This is a genomic window from Leisingera sp. NJS204, from assembly GCF_004123675.1.
Taxonomy (GTDB): domain Bacteria; phylum Pseudomonadota; class Alphaproteobacteria; order Rhodobacterales; family Rhodobacteraceae; genus Leisingera.
Genome location: NZ_CP035417.1, coordinates 3557101 through 3573443 on the forward strand (window position 1 = coordinate 3557101; position 16343 = coordinate 3573443).

Here is a 16343-nt window from a genome sequence, read left to right on the forward strand (position 1 = left end):
TCCGGGCGGAGCGGGGGCCAGATAGCTGAACCTGATAACTCAGCGTAATTTATTCGTCAGCTTCAGCAGCTGCTTCTGCTGCTTCCAGGCGGGCCTTGTCGGCGGCACCCTTAGCGGCAGTGTCGCGGTCAACAAACTCGATGATCGCCATCGGAGCCATGTCGCCGTAACGGAAGCCGGCCTTCAGGATACGGACATAGCCGCCCTGACGGTCCTTGTAGCGCGGGCCCAGAACCTCGAACAGTTTTGCGACGTCCTTGTCCTGCTTCAGCTTGGACGCGGCCTGACGGCGGGCGTGCAGATCGCCGCGCTTTGCCAGGGTGATCATCTTTTCGATGATCGGGCGCAGTTCTTTTGCTTTGGGCAGGGTTGTCTTGATCTGCTCGTGCTCGATCAGCGAGCCGCACATGTTCGAAAACAGGGCTTTGCGGTGCTCATGAGTACGGTTCAGGCGGCGGTAACCACGTGCGTGACGCATTTCTAAATTCCTTATCTTGCGTTTTTGCTTTGTCAGGCAGCTGATGCGTGTCGGCTGCTCACCTTGGGGCAGAAGCCCGTATCTTCCCCGGCCAAACCCGGGAATGGTTTGGGGAGGGCCAGTGCCCTCCCCTCAAAGACGCGCTTTAGAAGCTGTCTTCGAATTTCTTGGCCAGATCTTCGATGTTGTCCGGCGGCCAGTCCTCGACGTCCATGCCAAGGTGCAGACCCATGCCCGACAGCACTTCTTTGATCTCGTTCAGCGACTTGCGGCCGAAGTTCGGCGTGCGCAGCATTTCTGCTTCGGTCTTCTGGATGAGATCGCCGATATAGACGATGTTGTCGTTCTTCAGGCAGTTTGCCGAGCGCACGGACAGTTCCAGCTCGTCCACTTTCTTCAACAGAAGCGGGTTGAACTCGAGACCATCGTCCTCGTCCTGACGGTTTGCCGATTCCGGCTCGTCGAAGTTGACGAAGATCGACAGCTGGTCCTGCAGAATGCGGGCGGCATAGGCCACGGCGTCATCCGGCGTGATGGAGCCGTCGGTTTCCACCTTCATGGTCAGCTTGTCATAGTCCAGAACCTGGCCCTCACGGGTCGGCTGAACGTCATAGGAGACCTTCTTGACCGGCGAATAGATCGCGTCGATCGGGATCAGGCCGATCGGTGCGTCTTCCGGCTTGTTCTTCTCTGCCGAGACATAGCCTTTGCCGGTGTTCACGGTCAGTTCCATGAACAGGTCGGCGCCGTCGTCCAGGTGGCAGATGACGTGATCGCGGTTCAGAACCTCGATGCCGGCGGTTTCGGCAATGTCACCAGCAGTGACAACAGCCGGGCCCTTGGCATTGATCGACAGGCGCTTGGGGCCTTCGACTTCCATGCGCAGGGATACGCCCTTGAGGTTCAGGATGATGTCGGTGACGTCTTCGCGCACACCGGCAACAGACGAAAACTCGTGCAGCACGTTGTCGATCTGCACGCTGGTGATGGCCGCGCCTTGCAGCGAGCTCATCAGAACGCGGCGCAGCGCGTTGCCCAGGGTCAGGCCGAAACCGCGTTCCAGCGGCTCTGCGACGACAGTTGCCTGGCGTGCAGGATCGTTACCCGGCTTCACTTCCAGCTGTGCCGGCTTGATCAGCTCTGCCCAGTTCTTATGGATCATGCGTTCCCTCCATTCCTGTCCTTGCCCCATGTCCGAAAGGCCAAGGACGCCCGAGGTTTAAATGACGCACTGGGGCCCTGCGAATCAAGCGGGGCCCCAGCAAAAATTCGAATTAGACGCGACGGCGCTTCGGCGGGCGGCAGCCGTTGTGCGCAATCGGGGTCACATCACGGATCGAAGTGATGTTGAAACCGACGGCAGCCAGTGCGCGCAGAGCCGATTCACGGCCAGAGCCGGGGCCCTGAACTTCGACTTCCAGCGTCTTCACACCGTGATCCTGGGCTTTCTTGCCCGCATCCTCGGCAGCCATCTGGGCTGCGTAAGGCGTGGATTTCCGCGAGCCTTTGAAGCCCATGGTGCCGGCCGACGACCAGGAGATCGCGTTGCCCTGCACGTCGGAGATCAGGATTTTGGTGTTGTTGAACGACGAGTTCACATGCGCAACACCGGTTGCGATGTTCTTGCGCTCTTTCTTCTTAACGCGTGTCTTATCACGTGCCATTGGTCAAACCCTCCCTTACTTCTTCTTACCAGCGATGGCCTTTGCGGGGCCTTTGCGGGTGCGAGCGTTGGTGTGGGTACGCTGACCGCGGACCGGCAGGTTGCGGCGGTGGCGCAGGCCACGGTAGCAGCCAAGATCCATCAGACGTTTGATGTTCATCTGAGTTTCACGGCGCAGGTCGCCTTCGACGGTGAAGTTGGCGTCGATGTGCTCGCGCACGGCCAGGACTTCCGCGTCGCTGAGTTCGTTCACACGGCGGGTCGCGTCGATGCCAACGGCTTCGCAGATAGCTTTCGCCGAGGTATTACCGATACCGGTGATGTAGGTGAGGGCGATGGGAACCCGCTTTGCAGTCGGGATGTTAACGCCGGCAATACGTGCCACGTGTCACTTTCCTTTTCGTTGCGGTTCCGTAGCGCCGGAACCTTTTTTCACAACACTTGACCGTGGCAGTGTGGCCAGAGGGTCCAGCATTTCGAGGTGATAAAGCAGGCAAACGAATCTGCCCGCCGGGAATCATTCCCAGAAGGGATGTGGGTAACTAGGGGCTGGGAAATGGGCCGTCAAGCCCTAAAGAAAAAGCCCCGCCGGACCGGCAGGGCTTGGCTGTTCAGGCAGCTGGCAGAGCGGCTGCCCCGCCGCCTGCAATGAGCGTTATTCGCCCATAATCCAGGCCATCGTCTTGCGCACTTCCTGGATCGAGGCAAGGCCGTCCAGACGCTGCAGATTGCCCTTGGCATAGTAGTAGCCAATAAGGGGCGAGGTCTTTTTGTAATACTCCATCAGACGGGTCCTGAGGCTGTCCTCATTGTCGTCCGCACGGCGTTTCACATCATCGCTGCCGCAGTTGGCGCATTTGCCGTCCGCCGGCCAGGGCTTGGTCTCGTCATGATAGACCTCGCCGCAGCCGCCGCAGGTGGAGCGGCCGGTGATGCGGGTGACCAGCGCGTCATCATCGACCTGCATCTCGATCACCGCATCAAGCTTCAGACCCATCTCGTCCAGCAGCTTGGCCAGCGCATCGGCCTGGGCCAGGGTGCGCGGGAAGCCGTCGAAGATGAAACCGCCCTCGGCGCCCTCGCGCAGTTTCTCGCGGATCAGGCCAATGACGATCTGGTCGGTGACCAGCTTGCCTTCGGCCATGATGGCAGCAACCTTCTTGCCCATTTCGGTTCCGGAGGTCTGGGCCTCGCGCAGCATATCACCGGTGCTGAGTTGCACCATGCCGCGGGATTCAACCAGGTAGCGCGCTTGCGTACCTTTGCCCGCCCCCGGCGGGCCAAGAAGGATAATGTTGCTCATCGGCGAGAGGGTCCCCGTTTTGTCCGTTTTTTGTTGCGCCCGCGCAGCTGGCTTTTCTCAATAAGCCCCTCATACTGATGCGCGAGGAGGTGGCTTTGCACCTGTTGGATGGTGTCCATAGTGACGGATACCACAATAAGAACGGAGGTGCCGCCAAAATAGACGGGGATGGCGAATTGGCCGCGGAGGACCTCGGGCAGCAGGCAGACCAGCGCCAGGTAGCCGGAGCCGAGAACCAGGATGCGGTTGACCACGTACTCGATGTATTCTGCGGTTTTCTTGCCGGGACGGATGCCGGGAACAAAGCCGTTCTGGTTCTTCAGGTTGTTCGCCACGTCATCCGGTTTGAAGGAGACGTTGAAGGTGTAGAAATAGGCAAAGAACACGATCATCGCGACAAAGAACAGCAGATACAGCGGCTGGCCGGGGCCGAAGTTCGCCAAGAGCCAGGACATCACCGGACCGGTTGCAGCACCTGACGAGAACGCCGAAATGGTGGTCGGCAGCAGCAAGAGCGACGAGGCGAAGATCGCCGGGATCACGCCCGCCGGGTTCACCTTGACCGGCAGATGCGAGGAGCCGCCGTCATAGACCTTCATGCCGACCTGGCGGCGCGGGTACTGGATGTGGATCTTGCGCAGGGCGCGCTCCATGAACACGACAAACATGATCACGCCGATCACCATCAGGATCACACCGATGATCACGGCGGGGCTGATCGCACCGGAACGGCCGGAGGCAAAGAACTGGGCAATCGCTGCCGGAACCTCGGCGATGATGCCGACAAAGATGATCAGCGAGATACCGTTGCCGATGCCGCGCTGGGTGATCTGCTCGCCCAGCCACATCAGGAACATGGTGCCGCCGACCAGGGTGATCATGCAGGCCATGCGGAAATACATGCCCGGATCGGTCGCCAGATCACCCGATTCCAGCGACACCGCCAGCCCATAGGCCTGCGCGGTCGCCAGCGCCACGGTGCCGTAGCGGGTGTACTGGTTGATCTTCTTGCGGCCCTGTTCGCCCTCTTTCTTGAGCTGCTCAAGCGAGGGCACCATCGAAGTCAGAAGCTGAACGATAATGGAGGCGGAGATATAGGGCATGATGCCAAGGGCAAAAATCCCCATCCGGCCAAGCGCGCCGCCGGTGAACATCGACACCATGCCGCCGATGCCCTGGCCTGCCTGCTCCATGAACTGGCGCAGGGCGCCTGAATCAATGCCCGGAACCGGAATGAACGTGCCCAGGCGATAGACAATCAAAAGGCCGATCGTGAACAGGATCCGGTTGCGCAGATCCGTGGCCTTGCCCAGGGCAGCCCAGCTGGTGTTCGCCGCCATTTGTTCTGCTGCTGATACCATGAAAAGGTCTCTTCTTTAGCGAAACGCCGCCCGGAACCGTTTTCCGGCTCGGGCGGCGTTCTAGGAAAACTCGAAGACTATGTAAGCGGCATTGGCGCCGCTCACAAGCCGTTACTCTGCGGCGGCTGCAGTTGCCACAGTCAGAGCGCCGCCAGCTTTTGCAACAGCGTCAACGGCAGCTGCCGATGCACCGGTCACAGTGATGGTGGCTTTGGCGGTGATTTCACCTTTGGCCAGGACGCGGACGCCGTCCAGCTTGCGGCGTACCAGACCCGATGCGATCATCGAATCTTCGGTGATGTCCGCGGCGTCCAGCTTGCCCAGGTCGATGAATTTCTGGATCAGACCCAGGTTCACAACGGCGTATGCCTTGCGGTTCGGCTTGTTGAAGCCGCGCTTGGGCAGACGCTGGTACAAGGGCATCTGACCGCCTTCGTAACCGTTGATCGACACACCCGAACGGGATTTCTGGCCTTTGATACCACGGCCGCCCATTTTGCCCTTGCCGGAGCCGGGGCCACGGGCAACGCGCATGCGTTTTTTGGTTGCGCCAGGATTGTCGCTGAGTTCGTGAAGTTTCATGTCGCTTCTCCTTGCCGGATGTGGCCCCCGAAGCGAGACGGGCCAACCGCGGCGTTTCTTGATTGGTGATTCCATGGCGCAGAACGCCACCGGGTGCCTATAGACCCGATGCGGGACGGGATCAAGCCCCGCAGCCTTGCCAAACATGCGGCGCAGTCGGATCCCGCCGTCAAGACCCCTGCCCTGCCGGTTGCTGCTCTTGCTGCCTCTGGTGCTGTCCGTTCCGTCTGAGGCCGTCCGTTAAGGGATGGCGGCGCCGCCGGGGTGGAGATGGGATGGGGTTTCCCCCATGCGAATACGCGCATCGCGCGCTCCGGGTGCCATGCCGGAGCCCAGTTCCAGGTGCCGGGGGTGTCAGGCCCGGCGGGTGATCATGACCGGGGAACAGCATGGCGCATCCGGGTTAAATCCGCGTGGGCAGTGCGAACGGCGCCTGCGCAACACCTCTGCAAACAAAAACGCCCCCGCCGGGATGGCAGGGGCGCTTTCGGGCCGGGCTTTCGGAGAGGGAGGAGGATCCGTCAGCCGGCCGATGAGATTACTTGCCGTAAACGTGTTCACGCGCGACACCGGGGATGGCGCAGCGGGTCAGGCCGATGTCGGCCAGATCGCGGGTGGACATCGCGCGCAGGGCGTTGACGGTCGCCTTGTAGTCGCGGCGCAGCTTCCAGTTCTGGATCAGCCCGGCGGCAAAGCCTGCGAAACGAGCCGAAATCCCGGCGGAGGGTGCGGAGAGAGTTGAATATGCCATTGTTCTTGTTCCTTCGCTGCGCTGCCGGAGCGGGCCTCCGGCGCGTTGCTTGATCTGTTCGTCTGAAGTGAACGGCACATAAGGACGGCACGGACCGGGATCAACGGATGCTTTGGTCTGGCGGCTATGCAGCACCCGCATAGCACGATTGCGTGAGGTTCCTTGAAGGGCGTGCAAAAGAAAACGCTCCCGCCCGGCGGGGGCAGGAGCGCTTTGGCCCGGACACAAAGGAGGAGGAGGAGAGTAGCGTCCGGGAAGGAGGAAATTCTTAGCCGTAGACGTGCTGGCGGGCCAGGTCGGCGATATCGTCGCGACGCACGCCGATGTCCGAAAGCTCATGATCGCTCAGCGCGTCCAGTTCATTGTAGGTGCGCTGGAATTCACGGGCTTTCACCCAGGAATCGGCCAGGCCTTCCACGGCGGAACGGATGCGGGCGGTGAGGCTGTGGGTGCTGTGTGCGGTGCTGATAACATGTGCCATCGTAACAATCCTTATCTCTGATACCGGGCATATTCCCGGTGGTCTGTGTTTGGTCATTTGCTGTGACTCCGAGATAGGGAGCCGCTGCGATTCCAACAACTGACACAACCGGCAAGCCGCTATGCACGCGGTGCAAGGAGCCTTTCCCGCAGGCAAACGCCCTGCCCCCGCCCTGCGCTGTCCCAAAACGAAAAACGCCCCCGGTTTCCCGGAGGCGTTTGTTAGTCAGGGATCGAAAAGAGGCTTAGCCGCGCTCTTCGATGATCTGAACCATATGCGAGATCGAGTTGACCATGCCGCGGACCGAAGGAGTATCCTCCAGCTCACGGGTTTTGTGCATCTTGTTCAGGCCCAGGCCAATCAGCGTAGCGCGCTGTTTGGCAGGACGGCGGATCGGCGAGCCGATCTGCTTGATCACGATGGTTTTTGCCATGTCTCTCTACTCCTTACGCTTCAGCTTCGGCAGCTGCCGGTGCTTCGTCCCGCTTGGGCAGGATGTCAGCGACCTTTTTGCCGCGGCGCTGAGCCACCGAACGCGGGCTCTGCTCTTTGGACAGGCCGTTCAGGGTGGCGCGGATCATGTTGTAGGGGTTCTGCGAACCGATCGACTTCGAAACAACGTCTTTGACGCCAAGCATTTCGAAGACAGCACGCATCGGACCACCTGCGATGATACCGGTACCTTCAGGCGCGGTACGCATCACAACTTTGCCTGCGCCGTGACGGCCGGCCATGTCGTGGTGCAGGGTGCGGCCCTCTTTCAACGGCACACGGACCATCTGGCGCTTGGCCTGCTCGGTCGCCTTGCGGATCGCTTCGGGCACTTCTTTCGCTTTACCCTTGCCAAAGCCGACGCGGCCTTTTTGGTCGCCAACAACAACCAGGGCTGCAAAACCAAAGCGCTTACCGCCTTTTACGGTTTTGGAGACGCGGTTGATCGCGACCAGGCGATCTGCGAATTCCGGTGTCTCGTCACGGTCGCGGCGGTTGCCACGGCGGTTATCACGTTCTGCCATCAGGCATTCCTTTTAAGAGAGGCGCACTGCACAAAGCACGGGGCGCCTGTTGTTCCAATCCTGGTGACACCCGGACAAAGCCCGGGGTCCCGGATCATCGGGGCGGTCCCGAAAGACCGCCCGCAATAGATTAGATCTTCAGGCCGCCTTCACGCGCAGCGTCGGCCAGAGCCTTCACCTTGCCGTGAAACAGGAAGCCGCCACGATCGAAGTAGGCTTCGCTGACACCGGCCGCTTTTGCGCGTTCGGCGATCAGAGCACCAACTTTGGTCGCTGCTTCGACGTTGTTTTTGCCAACAACGCCGAGATCTTTTTCCAGGGTCGAAGCGGAGGCCACGGTCACGCCGCGCAGGTCGTCGATCAATTGAACAGAGATGTTCTTGTTCGAACGGTGCACAGAAAGACGCGGACGGCCTGCGTTCACTTTGCGAAGCTTGTTCCGGACGCGCAGCCGGCGCTTCAGAAACAGGGTACGTTTGCTGTTTGCCATTTTGCTGGTCCTTACTTCTTCTTGCCTTCCTTGCGGAAGATGAATTCGCCCTTGTAGCGGATGCCTTTGCCTTTGTAGGGCTCGGGACGGCGCCATTCGCGGATTTTCGCCGCGACTTCGCCCACCTGCTGCTGGTCGATACCTTCCACAACGATTTCGGTCTGCTTCGGTGCGGTGATGGTGACGCCATCAGGTGCAGTGAAGTCGACATCGTGGCTGTAGCCCAGGTTCAGCTTCAGGGTGTTGCCCTGCATCTGAGCCCGGTAACCCACACCCTGGATCTCAAGCTCTTTCTTGAAGCCCTGGGTCACGCCGGTCACAAGGTTGGCCACCTGAGTGCGGGACATGCCCCACTGCTGACGGGCACGCTTGGACTTGCCGCGCGGCTCGATGGTGACAACATTGTCGTTGACCGACAGGGTGACATCGTCGGTGGCAGTGAAGGTACGGGCGCCTTTCGGGCCTTTCACTTCGATGGTCTGGCCGGACACGGCAGCGGACACGCCGCTGGGCAGTTCGACCGGTTTTTTACCAATACGGGACATCTGCGAGCCTCCTTAGAAGACGGTGCAGAGCACTTCGCCGCCAACGTTGGCTGCGCGTGCGCTTGCGTCCGACATCACACCCTGGGGGGTGGAGACAATCGACACGCCCAGGCCCTGACGGACCGACGGGATGTCATTGACGCCCATGTAAACGCGGCGGCCGGGCTTGGAGACCCGCTTAAGCTCGCGAATGACAGGTTCGCCGTCGAAGTACTTCAGGCTGATTTCGATAGCCGGGTGGCCATTGGCACCAGTCATCTTCTCATAACCGCGGATGTAGCCCTCGTCTGCCAGCACGTCCAGCACCCAGGCCCGCAGCTTGGAAGCCGGGGTCAGGACGGTGGATTTGCCGCGCATCTGAGAGTTACGGATACGGGTGAGCATATCGCCGATAGGATCGTTCATATCTGTCTCTCCCTTACCAGCTCGATTTCACCATGCCGGGGATCTGACCAGCAGAACCCAGCTCGCGCAGCGCAATACGGCTGACCTTCAGCTTACGGTAGTAAGCGTGGGGACGGCCGGTGAGCTGGCAGCGGTTGTGAAGACGGGTTGCCGACGAGTTGCGCGGCAGTTTCGCCAGTTTCAGACGCGCTGTGAAACGCTCTTCCATCGGGCGGCTTTCGTCAGTCGCGATTTCTTTCAGCTCGGCGCGCTTTGCGGCGTATTTTGCCACCAGGCGCTCGCGCTTCTTCTCGCGTTCGATCATGCTTTTCTTAGCCATGGTCTCTATCCTTCCCCCGCTTAGCTGTTGAAGGGCATGTTGAAAGCTTTCAACAGCGCCTTTGCTTCCGCGTCGGTGTTCGCGGTGGTGGCGATCACGATGTCCATGCCCCAGTTTTCATCGATCTTATCAAAATCGATTTCCGGGAACACGAGATGCTCTTTCAAGCCCATGGCATAGTTGCCACGGCCGTCGAAAGAGGTGCCCGAAACACCGCGGAAGTCGCGGATACGGGGCATCGCAATGGTGATCAGACGGTCGAGGAATTCGTACATCCGGTCACCGCGCAGGGTCACCTTGGCGCCCATCGGCATGCCTTCGCGAACGCGGAAGCCGGCGATGGAGTTCTTTGCCACGGTGGTCAGAGCTTTCTGGCCCGCGATGAGGGTCAGATCGGCCTGAGCGGATTTGGCTTTCTTGCTGTCTTTGACAGCAGCGCGGCCGCAGCCGATGTTCAGAACGATTTTCTCCAGCTTGGGGAGCATCATGTCGTTCTTGTAGCCGAACTCTTCTTTCAGGGCGCCACGGATGGTGTCCTTGTACAGAGTCTTCAGGCGCGGGGTGTAGGTTGCAGCGTCAAGCATCAGACAGTCTCCCCGGTGGTCTTGGCGAAGCGCACCTTCTTGCCGTCTTCCTCGCGGAAGCCGACACGGGTTGCTTTGCCGTTGCTGTCCAGCAGCGCCAGGTTCGACAGGTCGATCGGCAGTGCTTTGGGCAGACGGCCGCCCTGTTCGTTTTGCGACTGGCGGGTATGGCGGATGGCCATGTTCACGCCGTCGACGATGGCTTTGCCGGCTTTCGGGTCAACGGAGGCGATAGCGCCTTCTTTGCCTTTGTCTTTGCCGGACAGCACGACGACCTTGTCGCCTTTGCGGAGTTTAGCAGCCATGATTACAGCACCTCCGGAGCAAGCGAGATGATCTTCATGAAGTTTTTCGCGCGCAGTTCACGAACAACCGGGCCAAAGATCCGGGTACCGACCGGCTCATTGTTGGTGTTCAGGATAACGGCTGCGTTCCGGTCGAACCGGATTGCAGTGCCGTCTTCGCGGCGGACTTCTTTGGCGGTGCGTACGACAACGGCCTTGCGGACGTCGCCTTTTTTCACGCGGCCGCGCGGGATGGCTTCCTTGACCGAAACGACAATGATGTCGCCTACGGATGCGTATTTACGCTTGGAGCCACCCAGAACCTTGATGCACTGAACTCGGCGGGCGCCGGAGTTGTCAGCAACATCCAGATTTGTTTGCATCTGGATCATGTGGTTTCTCCCGACCTATGGGGCGCCGATGCGTGGCGTGATCCCCCAGGGTTTCGACTTTGCTTTTCAGCCCAGTCGCCAGGAGTCTCGGTTGAGACTCTTAGGCTTCCAGAACTTCCCAGCGTTTCGTTTTCGATTTCGGCGCGCATTCGATGATGCGTACAGAGTCGCCGACCTTGAAAGCGTTCTTTTCATCGTGAGCCCGGTATTTCTTGGACTTACGGATGGTTTTCTTCAGAACCGGATGCGTGAAGCGGCGTTCAACCGAGACAGTTACGGTCTGGGCGTTGGCATCGCTGGTCACGGTGCCAGTGAGAATACGTTTGGGCATCGTGTCGCTCCTTATTCAGCTGCTGCAGCAGCTTTTTCGTTCAGGATGGTCTTCACTTTGGCAGCGTTGCGGCGGGCCGCTTTGATGCCTGCAGTGTTTTCCAGCTGACCGGTCGCCTGCTGAAAGCGCAGGTTGAAGCTCTCTTTTTTCAGGGATGCGAGGGCATCGCGGAGTTCATCCACGGTTTTGTCGCGCAGATCATTGGCGTTCATCGCCTTTGTTCCTTGTCCAAAGCACCAGAAGGCCCCGATGGGTAACCTTTGACCTGGTGGGTTATGTCAACCGCGCCAAAGACGCGGCAAAAAAGAATCACCCGGCCCAAATCCAAGGCGGATAAGGGACAGGCGATGGGTCCCTATAGAGGAGACAGGGTGCAGGGGCAAGGGAAAGATCGAAGATGCGCCGCAAGCCCGTCCGCCCTGCGGCGGCGGCGGTTCAGATGATCTCATCCTCGTCGAACATCGCCGCGTCCTCCAGCTGCGCATGCAGGCTCTCGATGCGGCTTTCGGCCTCTACCGGCGTCGCCACCCTGGCAATGTGGAACAGGGCGTCGCCCTCATTCACGATCGGCATATTGGCACGGCCGATGATCAGGCCCGCCTGGCCTGCCTGCAGCTCTTCTTCGTGTTCGCCAAAGGGATCGGAAACAACCCCCAGCACGTCGCCCTCCTCGACCATTTCACCGGTGGTCTTGTAGGTCCGCAGCAACCCGCCGGCGGGCGCGCGCTCCCAGCTGCTGCTGCCCGCCCGGACCGGCACCACCTCGGCCAGCGGCACGCCATCCCCGGGGATCATGTCCAGCGCGTGCATCACCCGCAGGATGCCGGCAACCCCCACCCGCGCGGACTGCTCGTCGAACCTAAGGCCCTCGCCGGCCTCATACAGCAGGACATCGACCCCGCGCGCCTGCGCCTCCTTGCGCAGGGAACCGTCGCGCAGCCCGGAGCGGATCACCACCGGCGCGCCAAAGGCATCGGCATAGGCCAGGGTCCCCTGCGCCTTCGGCGACACCCGGATCTGCGGCATATTGGTGCGGTGGATGGCGGCAGAATGCAGGTCGATACCCAGATCGCAGCGATCCACCACTTCGGTCATGAACAGATGCGCCAGGCGGCTGGCCAGCGAACCGCCGCCGCTGCCCGGAAAACAGCGGTTCAGGTCGCGCCGGTCCGGCAGATAACGGGAGTGGTTCAAAAACCCGAAGGTGTTGACGATCGGCACCACGATCAGGGTGCCCTTCAGGCGCGAAAACTTGCGGCTGCGCAGCAGGCGGCGGGCAATTTCCACCCCGATCACCTCATCGCCATGAATGGCCGCCGAGACAAACAGGGTTGGCCCGTCCTTCGCCCCGTGGATCACATGTGCGGACATGGTGACCGGTGTGTGGTCCGACAGCACGCTCACCGGCAGGTCCACCGTGCGGCGGGTGCCGGGCGGAATGTCGAAGCCGCCGATTTCAAAGTCAGGACGGGTCGCCATGGCAAAGCCTTTCAATGAGATGCTCTCAACAGGCTTAGCAAGTTTTCCGCATTACGCAATTGCACCGGTCCAGGCCAGCGCTCTGCCCGTTCGCAGGCAAAACACTCACCGGAGCGCTTCAGGGAAGCCTGCTTACTCCCACTTGTAATTGAAGCTCACCGAAATCCGTTCTTCCTCGGCCATATTCAGCGGCACTTCGTGGCGGATAAAGCTTTCCCACAACAGCACATCCCCCACCGCGGGCGACTGATAGACAAAGGTCCGCAGCTCCTGACGGCAGTCCTTCACTCGCGGCGGATGCGCCATCATCATCGCATGGCGCGGGTCCTCCAGCTTCAACGCCGAGGCACCCTCGGGCATCGACACATAGGTGGTGCCGGAAATCACCGAATGCGGATGGATGTGGCTGGCATGGGTGCCGCCCTCAGGCAGAATGTTGATCCACAGATCCTCCAGCACCAGTGCGCGCCCGTCCAGGTCCAGCTCCAGATCCTTGGCAAATGCCGCCACATGCAGATCCAGCGACTTTACCAGATCGGCAAAGATGGGAAACCGCCAGGGCAGATCGGTGAGCGAGGCGTAAGAGGTATAGCCGGGATAGCCGTTCTCCTCGCACCAGTCCTGCCCGGCATCGTCATCACCGGCGATGACAAGACAGGAGTTTTCCATTTCCTGCGCATCAATCGATGGTCCGTGTTCGGACAATTGCGCGCGGTAGAGGCGGGTCGCAAAAAGCGATTCAATCTGGGCCATAGCACCGTCTTAGCGTAGCGCCCCTGCCTTGGCGAGATGCTTCCTGCAGCTTCTTTCTGGTTGCAAATACCCCGGGGGAGCCGCCAAGGGCGGCGGGGGCAGCGCCCCAACGGACGGCCACAACGAAAAACCCCCGCCGATCACTCAGCGGGGGCCTTTGATTTTTTCAAAAACCGGCTGCGCTCTCATCGCTTTTGCAGGCAAAAGCAACTGTTGCGCAGGCGGCGGCAAGGCCGCCGTTTACCAGTCTTCGCGAACCACGACGCGGGTCTTGACCGGCAGTTTCATCGCTGCCAGGCGCAGGGCCTCGCGGGCGACTTCGTCGGTGACGCCGTCGATCTCGAACATCACGCGGCCAGGCTTAACCTTGGCGGCCCAGTAATCCACGGAACCTTTACCTTTACCCATACGGACTTCGGTCGGCTTCGAGGTCACCGGAGTGTCCGGGAAGATACGGATCCAGACACGGCCCTGGCGTTTCATGTGCCGGGTCATGGCACGGCGGGCAGCCTCAATCTGGCGCGCAGTCACACGCTCAGGAGTGGTTGCCTTCAGGCCATAGGTGCCGAAGTTCAGGTCGGAACCGCCTTTTGCCAGGCCGTGGATCCGGCCTTTGTGCATTTTGCGGAATTTAGTGCGCTTTGGCTGAAGCATCTCAAATCCTCCTTAGCGACGGCCGCCACCGGCACCGCGAGGTGCTGGGCCGTCCTGGATTTCTTGTGCTTTACGGTCACGTGCCGAAGGATCGTGCTCCATGATCTCGCCTTTGAAGATCCAGACCTTGATCCCGATGATCCCATAAGGGGTCACCGCTTCGGTGGGTGCGTAATCGATGTCGGCACGCAGGGTGTGCAGCGGCACGCGGCCTTCGCGGTACCATTCGGTACGGGCGATTTCAGCACCGCCCAGACGGCCGGCGACATTCACCCGGATACCCAGGGCACCCATGCGCATGGCGTTCTGCACGGCACGTTTCATCGCGCGGCGGAAGGACACACGGCGTTCCAGCTGCTGAGCGATGGACTCGCCGACCAGAGCAGCGTCGAGTTCCGGCTTGCGGACTTCAACGATGTTCAGGTGCAGCTCGCTGTCGGTCATCGAAGCCAGCTTCTTGCGAAGTACTTCGATATCCGCGCCTTTTTTACCGATGATCACGCCCGGACGCGCGGTGTGAATGGTCACACGGCACTTCTTGTGGGGGCGTTCGATGATCACACGGGCGATGCCCGCCTGCTTGCACTCGGTTTTGATGAACTCGCGGATTTTCAGGTCCTCGAGCAGCAGATCACCGTAGTCTTTGGTGTCGGCATACCAGCGGCTGTCCCAGGTGCGGTTCACCTGCAGGCGCATGCCGATCGGATTGACTTTATGACCCATTAGGCTTGCTCCTCAACTTGACGCACCTTGATGGTGATCTCCGCAAACGGCTTCAGGATTTTGCCGAACCGGCCACGGGCACGCGGACGGCCGCGCTTCATGGTCAGGTTTTTGCCGACCCACGCCTCGGCGACGACCAGTTCATCGACGTCCAGGTTGTGGTTGTTTTCCGCGTTTGCGATGGCGGACTGAAGGCATTTCTTCACGTCCTGAGCAATCCGCTTGTTGGAGAATGTCAGGTCGGTCAGCGCCTTCTCGACTTTCTTGCCACGGATCATCTGAGCCACCAGGTTCAGTTTCTGCGGCGAGGTACGGAGCATGCGCAGTTTTGCCATTGCTTCGTTGTCTGCCACGCGGCGGGGATTCTTTTCCTTACCCATGACTTACTTCCGCTTCGCTTTTTTGTCAGCGGCATGGCCATAATAGGTGCGGGTCGGCGAGTATTCACCGAACTTCTGACCGATCATGTCTTCCGAGACGTTGACTGGGATGTGCTTTTTGCCGTTGTAGACACCAAAGGTCAGACCGACAAACTGCGGCAGGATGGTGGAACGGCGCGACCAGATCTTGATCACTTCATTGCGGCCCGACTCACGCGCTGCTTCGGCCTTTTTCAGGACATAAGCATCAACGAAGGGGCCTTTCCATACGGAACGTGCCATGGATTAGCGGCCTTTCTTCTTGGCGTGGCGCGAGCGGACGATAAGCTTCTGCGACGCCTTGTTTTTGTTGCGGGTCCGTTTGCCCTTGGTCGGTTTACCCCAGGGGGTCACCGGGTGGCGGCCACCGGAGGTCCGGCCTTCACCACCGCCGTGGGGGTGGTCGATCGGGTTCATAACCACACCACGCACCGAAGGACGCTTGCCCTTGTGGCGCATACGGCCGGCTTTACCGAAGTTCTGGTTCGAGTTGTCGGGGTTCGACACGGCACCGATGGTGGCCATGCATTCCTGACGCACCAGACGCAACTCGCCCGAGGACAGGCGGATCTGAGCGTAACCGCCGTCACGGCCAACGAACTGAGCGTAAGTACCGGCTGCACGGGCGATCTGGCCGCCTTTGCCGGGCTTCATTTCGATGTTGTGAACGATGGTACCGATCGGCATGCCCGAGAACGGCATTGCGTTGCCCGGCTTGATGTCAGCCTTCGCCGCAGCGATGACCTTGTCGCCGACTGCCAGACGCTGCGGTGCCAGGATATAGGCCTGCTCGCCGTCTTCGTATTTGATCAGCGCGATGAATGCGGTCCGGTTCGGGTCGTATTCGATCCGTTCAACGGTGGCCGCGACATCAAATTTGTTCCGTTTGAAGTCAACGATCCGGTAGAGACGCTTTGCGCCGCCGCCGCGGCGGCGTGAAGTAATCCGTCCGGTGTTGTTCCGGCCGCCCGATTTGGTCAGACCCTCAGTGAGAGATTTGACCGGACGCCCTTTCCAAAGCTCCGAACGGTCGATCAGAACCAGCCCACGCTGGCCCGGCGTCGTCGGCTTATACGACTTAAGTGCCATGCTTTCTGTCTTCCGTTTAGCGTGCAGGCCCTTAGGTTTTTGTCTTTGGACCCGCTATGTGTTAGCCCCCCGCCCGGTTGTCTCCTGCGGAGACGCCCTACTAGGGTTGCCTGAAATATAGGGCCCCGAAGGTCCCAAAGTTGATGCATCCTGACAAACGTAACAACCCCGGAACGAATCCGGGGTCTGCAGGATTGGTGCGGCTTAGCAGAGTCGGCGCGCGCTGTCGATACTGTTTGGG

General features: G+C 60.3%; 27 protein-coding genes. All 27 read right to left on the bottom strand.

The annotated features are described in order from the left end of the window. Positions 1-49: 49 nt before the first annotated feature. The 27 genes from rplQ to rplB all read right to left on the bottom strand — a co-directional run bounded on the left by rplQ (position 50) and on the right by rplB (position 16102). On the bottom strand, positions 50-478 hold the full coding sequence (gene rplQ, locus ETW24_RS17285) for a 50S ribosomal protein L17 (RefSeq protein WP_027257365.1): 429 nt from the start codon (positions 476-478) through the stop codon (positions 50-52). A gap of 145 nt (positions 479-623) precedes the next feature. Beyond that, a complete protein-coding gene (locus tag ETW24_RS17290) occupies positions 624-1640 on the bottom strand; it encodes a DNA-directed RNA polymerase subunit alpha (RefSeq protein WP_129372206.1) in 1017 nt (338 codons plus the stop codon). Positions 1641-1752: 112 nt separating this feature from the next. Beyond that, the gene (rpsK, locus tag ETW24_RS17295; protein WP_129372207.1) at positions 1753-2142 is read right to left on the bottom strand and encodes a 30S ribosomal protein S11; all 390 of its coding nucleotides are present in this window, start codon (positions 2140-2142) and stop codon (positions 1753-1755) included. Between the two features lie 15 nt (positions 2143-2157). Continuing rightward, positions 2158-2526: a 30S ribosomal protein S13 gene (gene rpsM / locus ETW24_RS17300; RefSeq protein WP_129372208.1), complete on the bottom strand. Its 369-nt coding sequence runs from the start codon at positions 2524-2526 to the stop codon at positions 2158-2160. Positions 2527-2796: 270 nt separating this feature from the next. Continuing rightward, on the bottom strand, positions 2797-3444 hold the full coding sequence (locus ETW24_RS17305) for an adenylate kinase (RefSeq protein WP_129372209.1): 648 nt from the start codon (positions 3442-3444) through the stop codon (positions 2797-2799). Further along, positions 3441-4805 (bottom strand): preprotein translocase subunit SecY, encoded by a 1365-nt coding sequence (gene secY, locus ETW24_RS17310; protein ID WP_129372210.1) that lies wholly within the window; start codon positions 4803-4805, stop codon positions 3441-3443. Before secY ends, ETW24_RS17305 begins: the two co-directional genes overlap by 4 nt. A 111-nt stretch (positions 4806-4916) precedes the next feature. After that, a complete protein-coding gene (gene rplO, locus ETW24_RS17315; RefSeq protein ID WP_129372211.1) occupies positions 4917-5387 on the bottom strand; it encodes a 50S ribosomal protein L15 in 471 nt (156 codons plus the stop codon). 538 nt (positions 5388-5925) lie between these two features. Continuing rightward, positions 5926-6138, bottom strand: a complete 213-nt coding sequence (locus tag ETW24_RS17320; protein ID WP_129372212.1) for a DUF1127 domain-containing protein — start codon at positions 6136-6138, stop codon at positions 5926-5928. Between the two features lie 268 nt (positions 6139-6406). Continuing rightward, a complete protein-coding gene (locus ETW24_RS17325; protein WP_129372213.1) occupies positions 6407-6619 on the bottom strand; it encodes a DUF1127 domain-containing protein in 213 nt (70 codons plus the stop codon). A gap of 244 nt (positions 6620-6863) precedes the next feature. Then, the gene (rpmD, locus tag ETW24_RS17330) at positions 6864-7052 is read right to left on the bottom strand and encodes a 50S ribosomal protein L30 (RefSeq protein ID WP_129372214.1); all 189 of its coding nucleotides are present in this window, start codon (positions 7050-7052) and stop codon (positions 6864-6866) included. A gap of 13 nt (positions 7053-7065) precedes the next feature. Beyond that, complete coding sequence (rpsE, locus tag ETW24_RS17335; protein WP_129372215.1) at positions 7066-7635, bottom strand: 30S ribosomal protein S5; 570 nt, start codon at positions 7633-7635, stop codon at positions 7066-7068. Positions 7636-7765: 130 nt separating this feature from the next. Then, entirely contained in the window at positions 7766-8125 is a 360-nt protein-coding gene (rplR, locus tag ETW24_RS17340) for a 50S ribosomal protein L18 (protein WP_027257354.1), read from the bottom strand. An 11-nt stretch (positions 8126-8136) separates the two neighbouring features. Then, positions 8137-8670 (bottom strand): 50S ribosomal protein L6, encoded by a 534-nt coding sequence (gene rplF / locus ETW24_RS17345; protein ID WP_129372216.1) that lies wholly within the window; start codon positions 8668-8670, stop codon positions 8137-8139. 12 nt (positions 8671-8682) lie between these two features. Then, complete coding sequence (gene rpsH / locus ETW24_RS17350; protein ID WP_024088550.1) at positions 8683-9075, bottom strand: 30S ribosomal protein S8; 393 nt, start codon at positions 9073-9075, stop codon at positions 8683-8685. 13 nt (positions 9076-9088) lie between these two features. After that, positions 9089-9394 (bottom strand): 30S ribosomal protein S14, encoded by a 306-nt coding sequence (rpsN, locus tag ETW24_RS17355; RefSeq protein ID WP_129372217.1) that lies wholly within the window; start codon positions 9392-9394, stop codon positions 9089-9091. A 20-nt stretch (positions 9395-9414) separates the two neighbouring features. Further along, complete coding sequence (gene rplE / locus ETW24_RS17360) at positions 9415-9978, bottom strand: 50S ribosomal protein L5 (RefSeq protein ID WP_129372218.1); 564 nt, start codon at positions 9976-9978, stop codon at positions 9415-9417. Further along, positions 9978-10283, bottom strand: coding sequence for a 50S ribosomal protein L24 (rplX, locus tag ETW24_RS17365; RefSeq protein ID WP_027257351.1), 306 nt, complete (start codon positions 10281-10283; stop codon positions 9978-9980). Before rplX ends, rplE begins: the two co-directional genes overlap by 1 nt. Before the next feature lie 2 nt (positions 10284-10285). Next, positions 10286-10654 carry a 50S ribosomal protein L14 gene (rplN, locus tag ETW24_RS17370; RefSeq protein ID WP_027257350.1) on the bottom strand — a complete coding sequence of 123 codons (369 nt, stop codon included), beginning with the start codon at positions 10652-10654 and terminating at the stop codon, positions 10286-10288. A 100-nt stretch (positions 10655-10754) separates the two neighbouring features. Then, complete coding sequence (gene rpsQ / locus ETW24_RS17375) at positions 10755-10985, bottom strand: 30S ribosomal protein S17 (protein ID WP_024088546.1); 231 nt, start codon at positions 10983-10985, stop codon at positions 10755-10757. Between the two features lie 11 nt (positions 10986-10996). Then, a complete protein-coding gene (gene rpmC, locus ETW24_RS17380; protein WP_024088545.1) occupies positions 10997-11197 on the bottom strand; it encodes a 50S ribosomal protein L29 in 201 nt (66 codons plus the stop codon). A gap of 223 nt (positions 11198-11420) precedes the next feature. Further along, entirely contained in the window at positions 11421-12464 is a 1044-nt protein-coding gene (locus ETW24_RS17385; protein ID WP_129372219.1) for a succinylglutamate desuccinylase/aspartoacylase family protein, read from the bottom strand. Positions 12465-12596: 132 nt separating this feature from the next. Beyond that, on the bottom strand, positions 12597-13217 hold the full coding sequence (locus ETW24_RS17390; protein WP_129372220.1) for a TIGR02466 family protein: 621 nt from the start codon (positions 13215-13217) through the stop codon (positions 12597-12599). A gap of 240 nt (positions 13218-13457) precedes the next feature. Further along, positions 13458-13871: a 50S ribosomal protein L16 gene (gene rplP, locus ETW24_RS17395; protein WP_024088541.1), complete on the bottom strand. Its 414-nt coding sequence runs from the start codon at positions 13869-13871 to the stop codon at positions 13458-13460. Between the two features lie 12 nt (positions 13872-13883). After that, positions 13884-14594 (bottom strand): 30S ribosomal protein S3, encoded by a 711-nt coding sequence (gene rpsC / locus ETW24_RS17400; RefSeq protein WP_044008297.1) that lies wholly within the window; start codon positions 14592-14594, stop codon positions 13884-13886. Continuing rightward, positions 14594-14974 (bottom strand): 50S ribosomal protein L22, encoded by a 381-nt coding sequence (gene rplV, locus ETW24_RS17405; RefSeq protein WP_024088540.1) that lies wholly within the window; start codon positions 14972-14974, stop codon positions 14594-14596. The genes rpsC and rplV overlap by 1 nt, the downstream gene beginning before the upstream one ends. A gap of 3 nt (positions 14975-14977) precedes the next feature. Continuing rightward, positions 14978-15256: a 30S ribosomal protein S19 gene (rpsS, locus tag ETW24_RS17410; RefSeq protein WP_024088539.1), complete on the bottom strand. Its 279-nt coding sequence runs from the start codon at positions 15254-15256 to the stop codon at positions 14978-14980. Between the two features lie 3 nt (positions 15257-15259). Then, a complete protein-coding gene (gene rplB / locus ETW24_RS17415; RefSeq protein WP_129372221.1) occupies positions 15260-16102 on the bottom strand; it encodes a 50S ribosomal protein L2 in 843 nt (280 codons plus the stop codon). Positions 16103-16343: the final 241 nt, after the last annotated feature.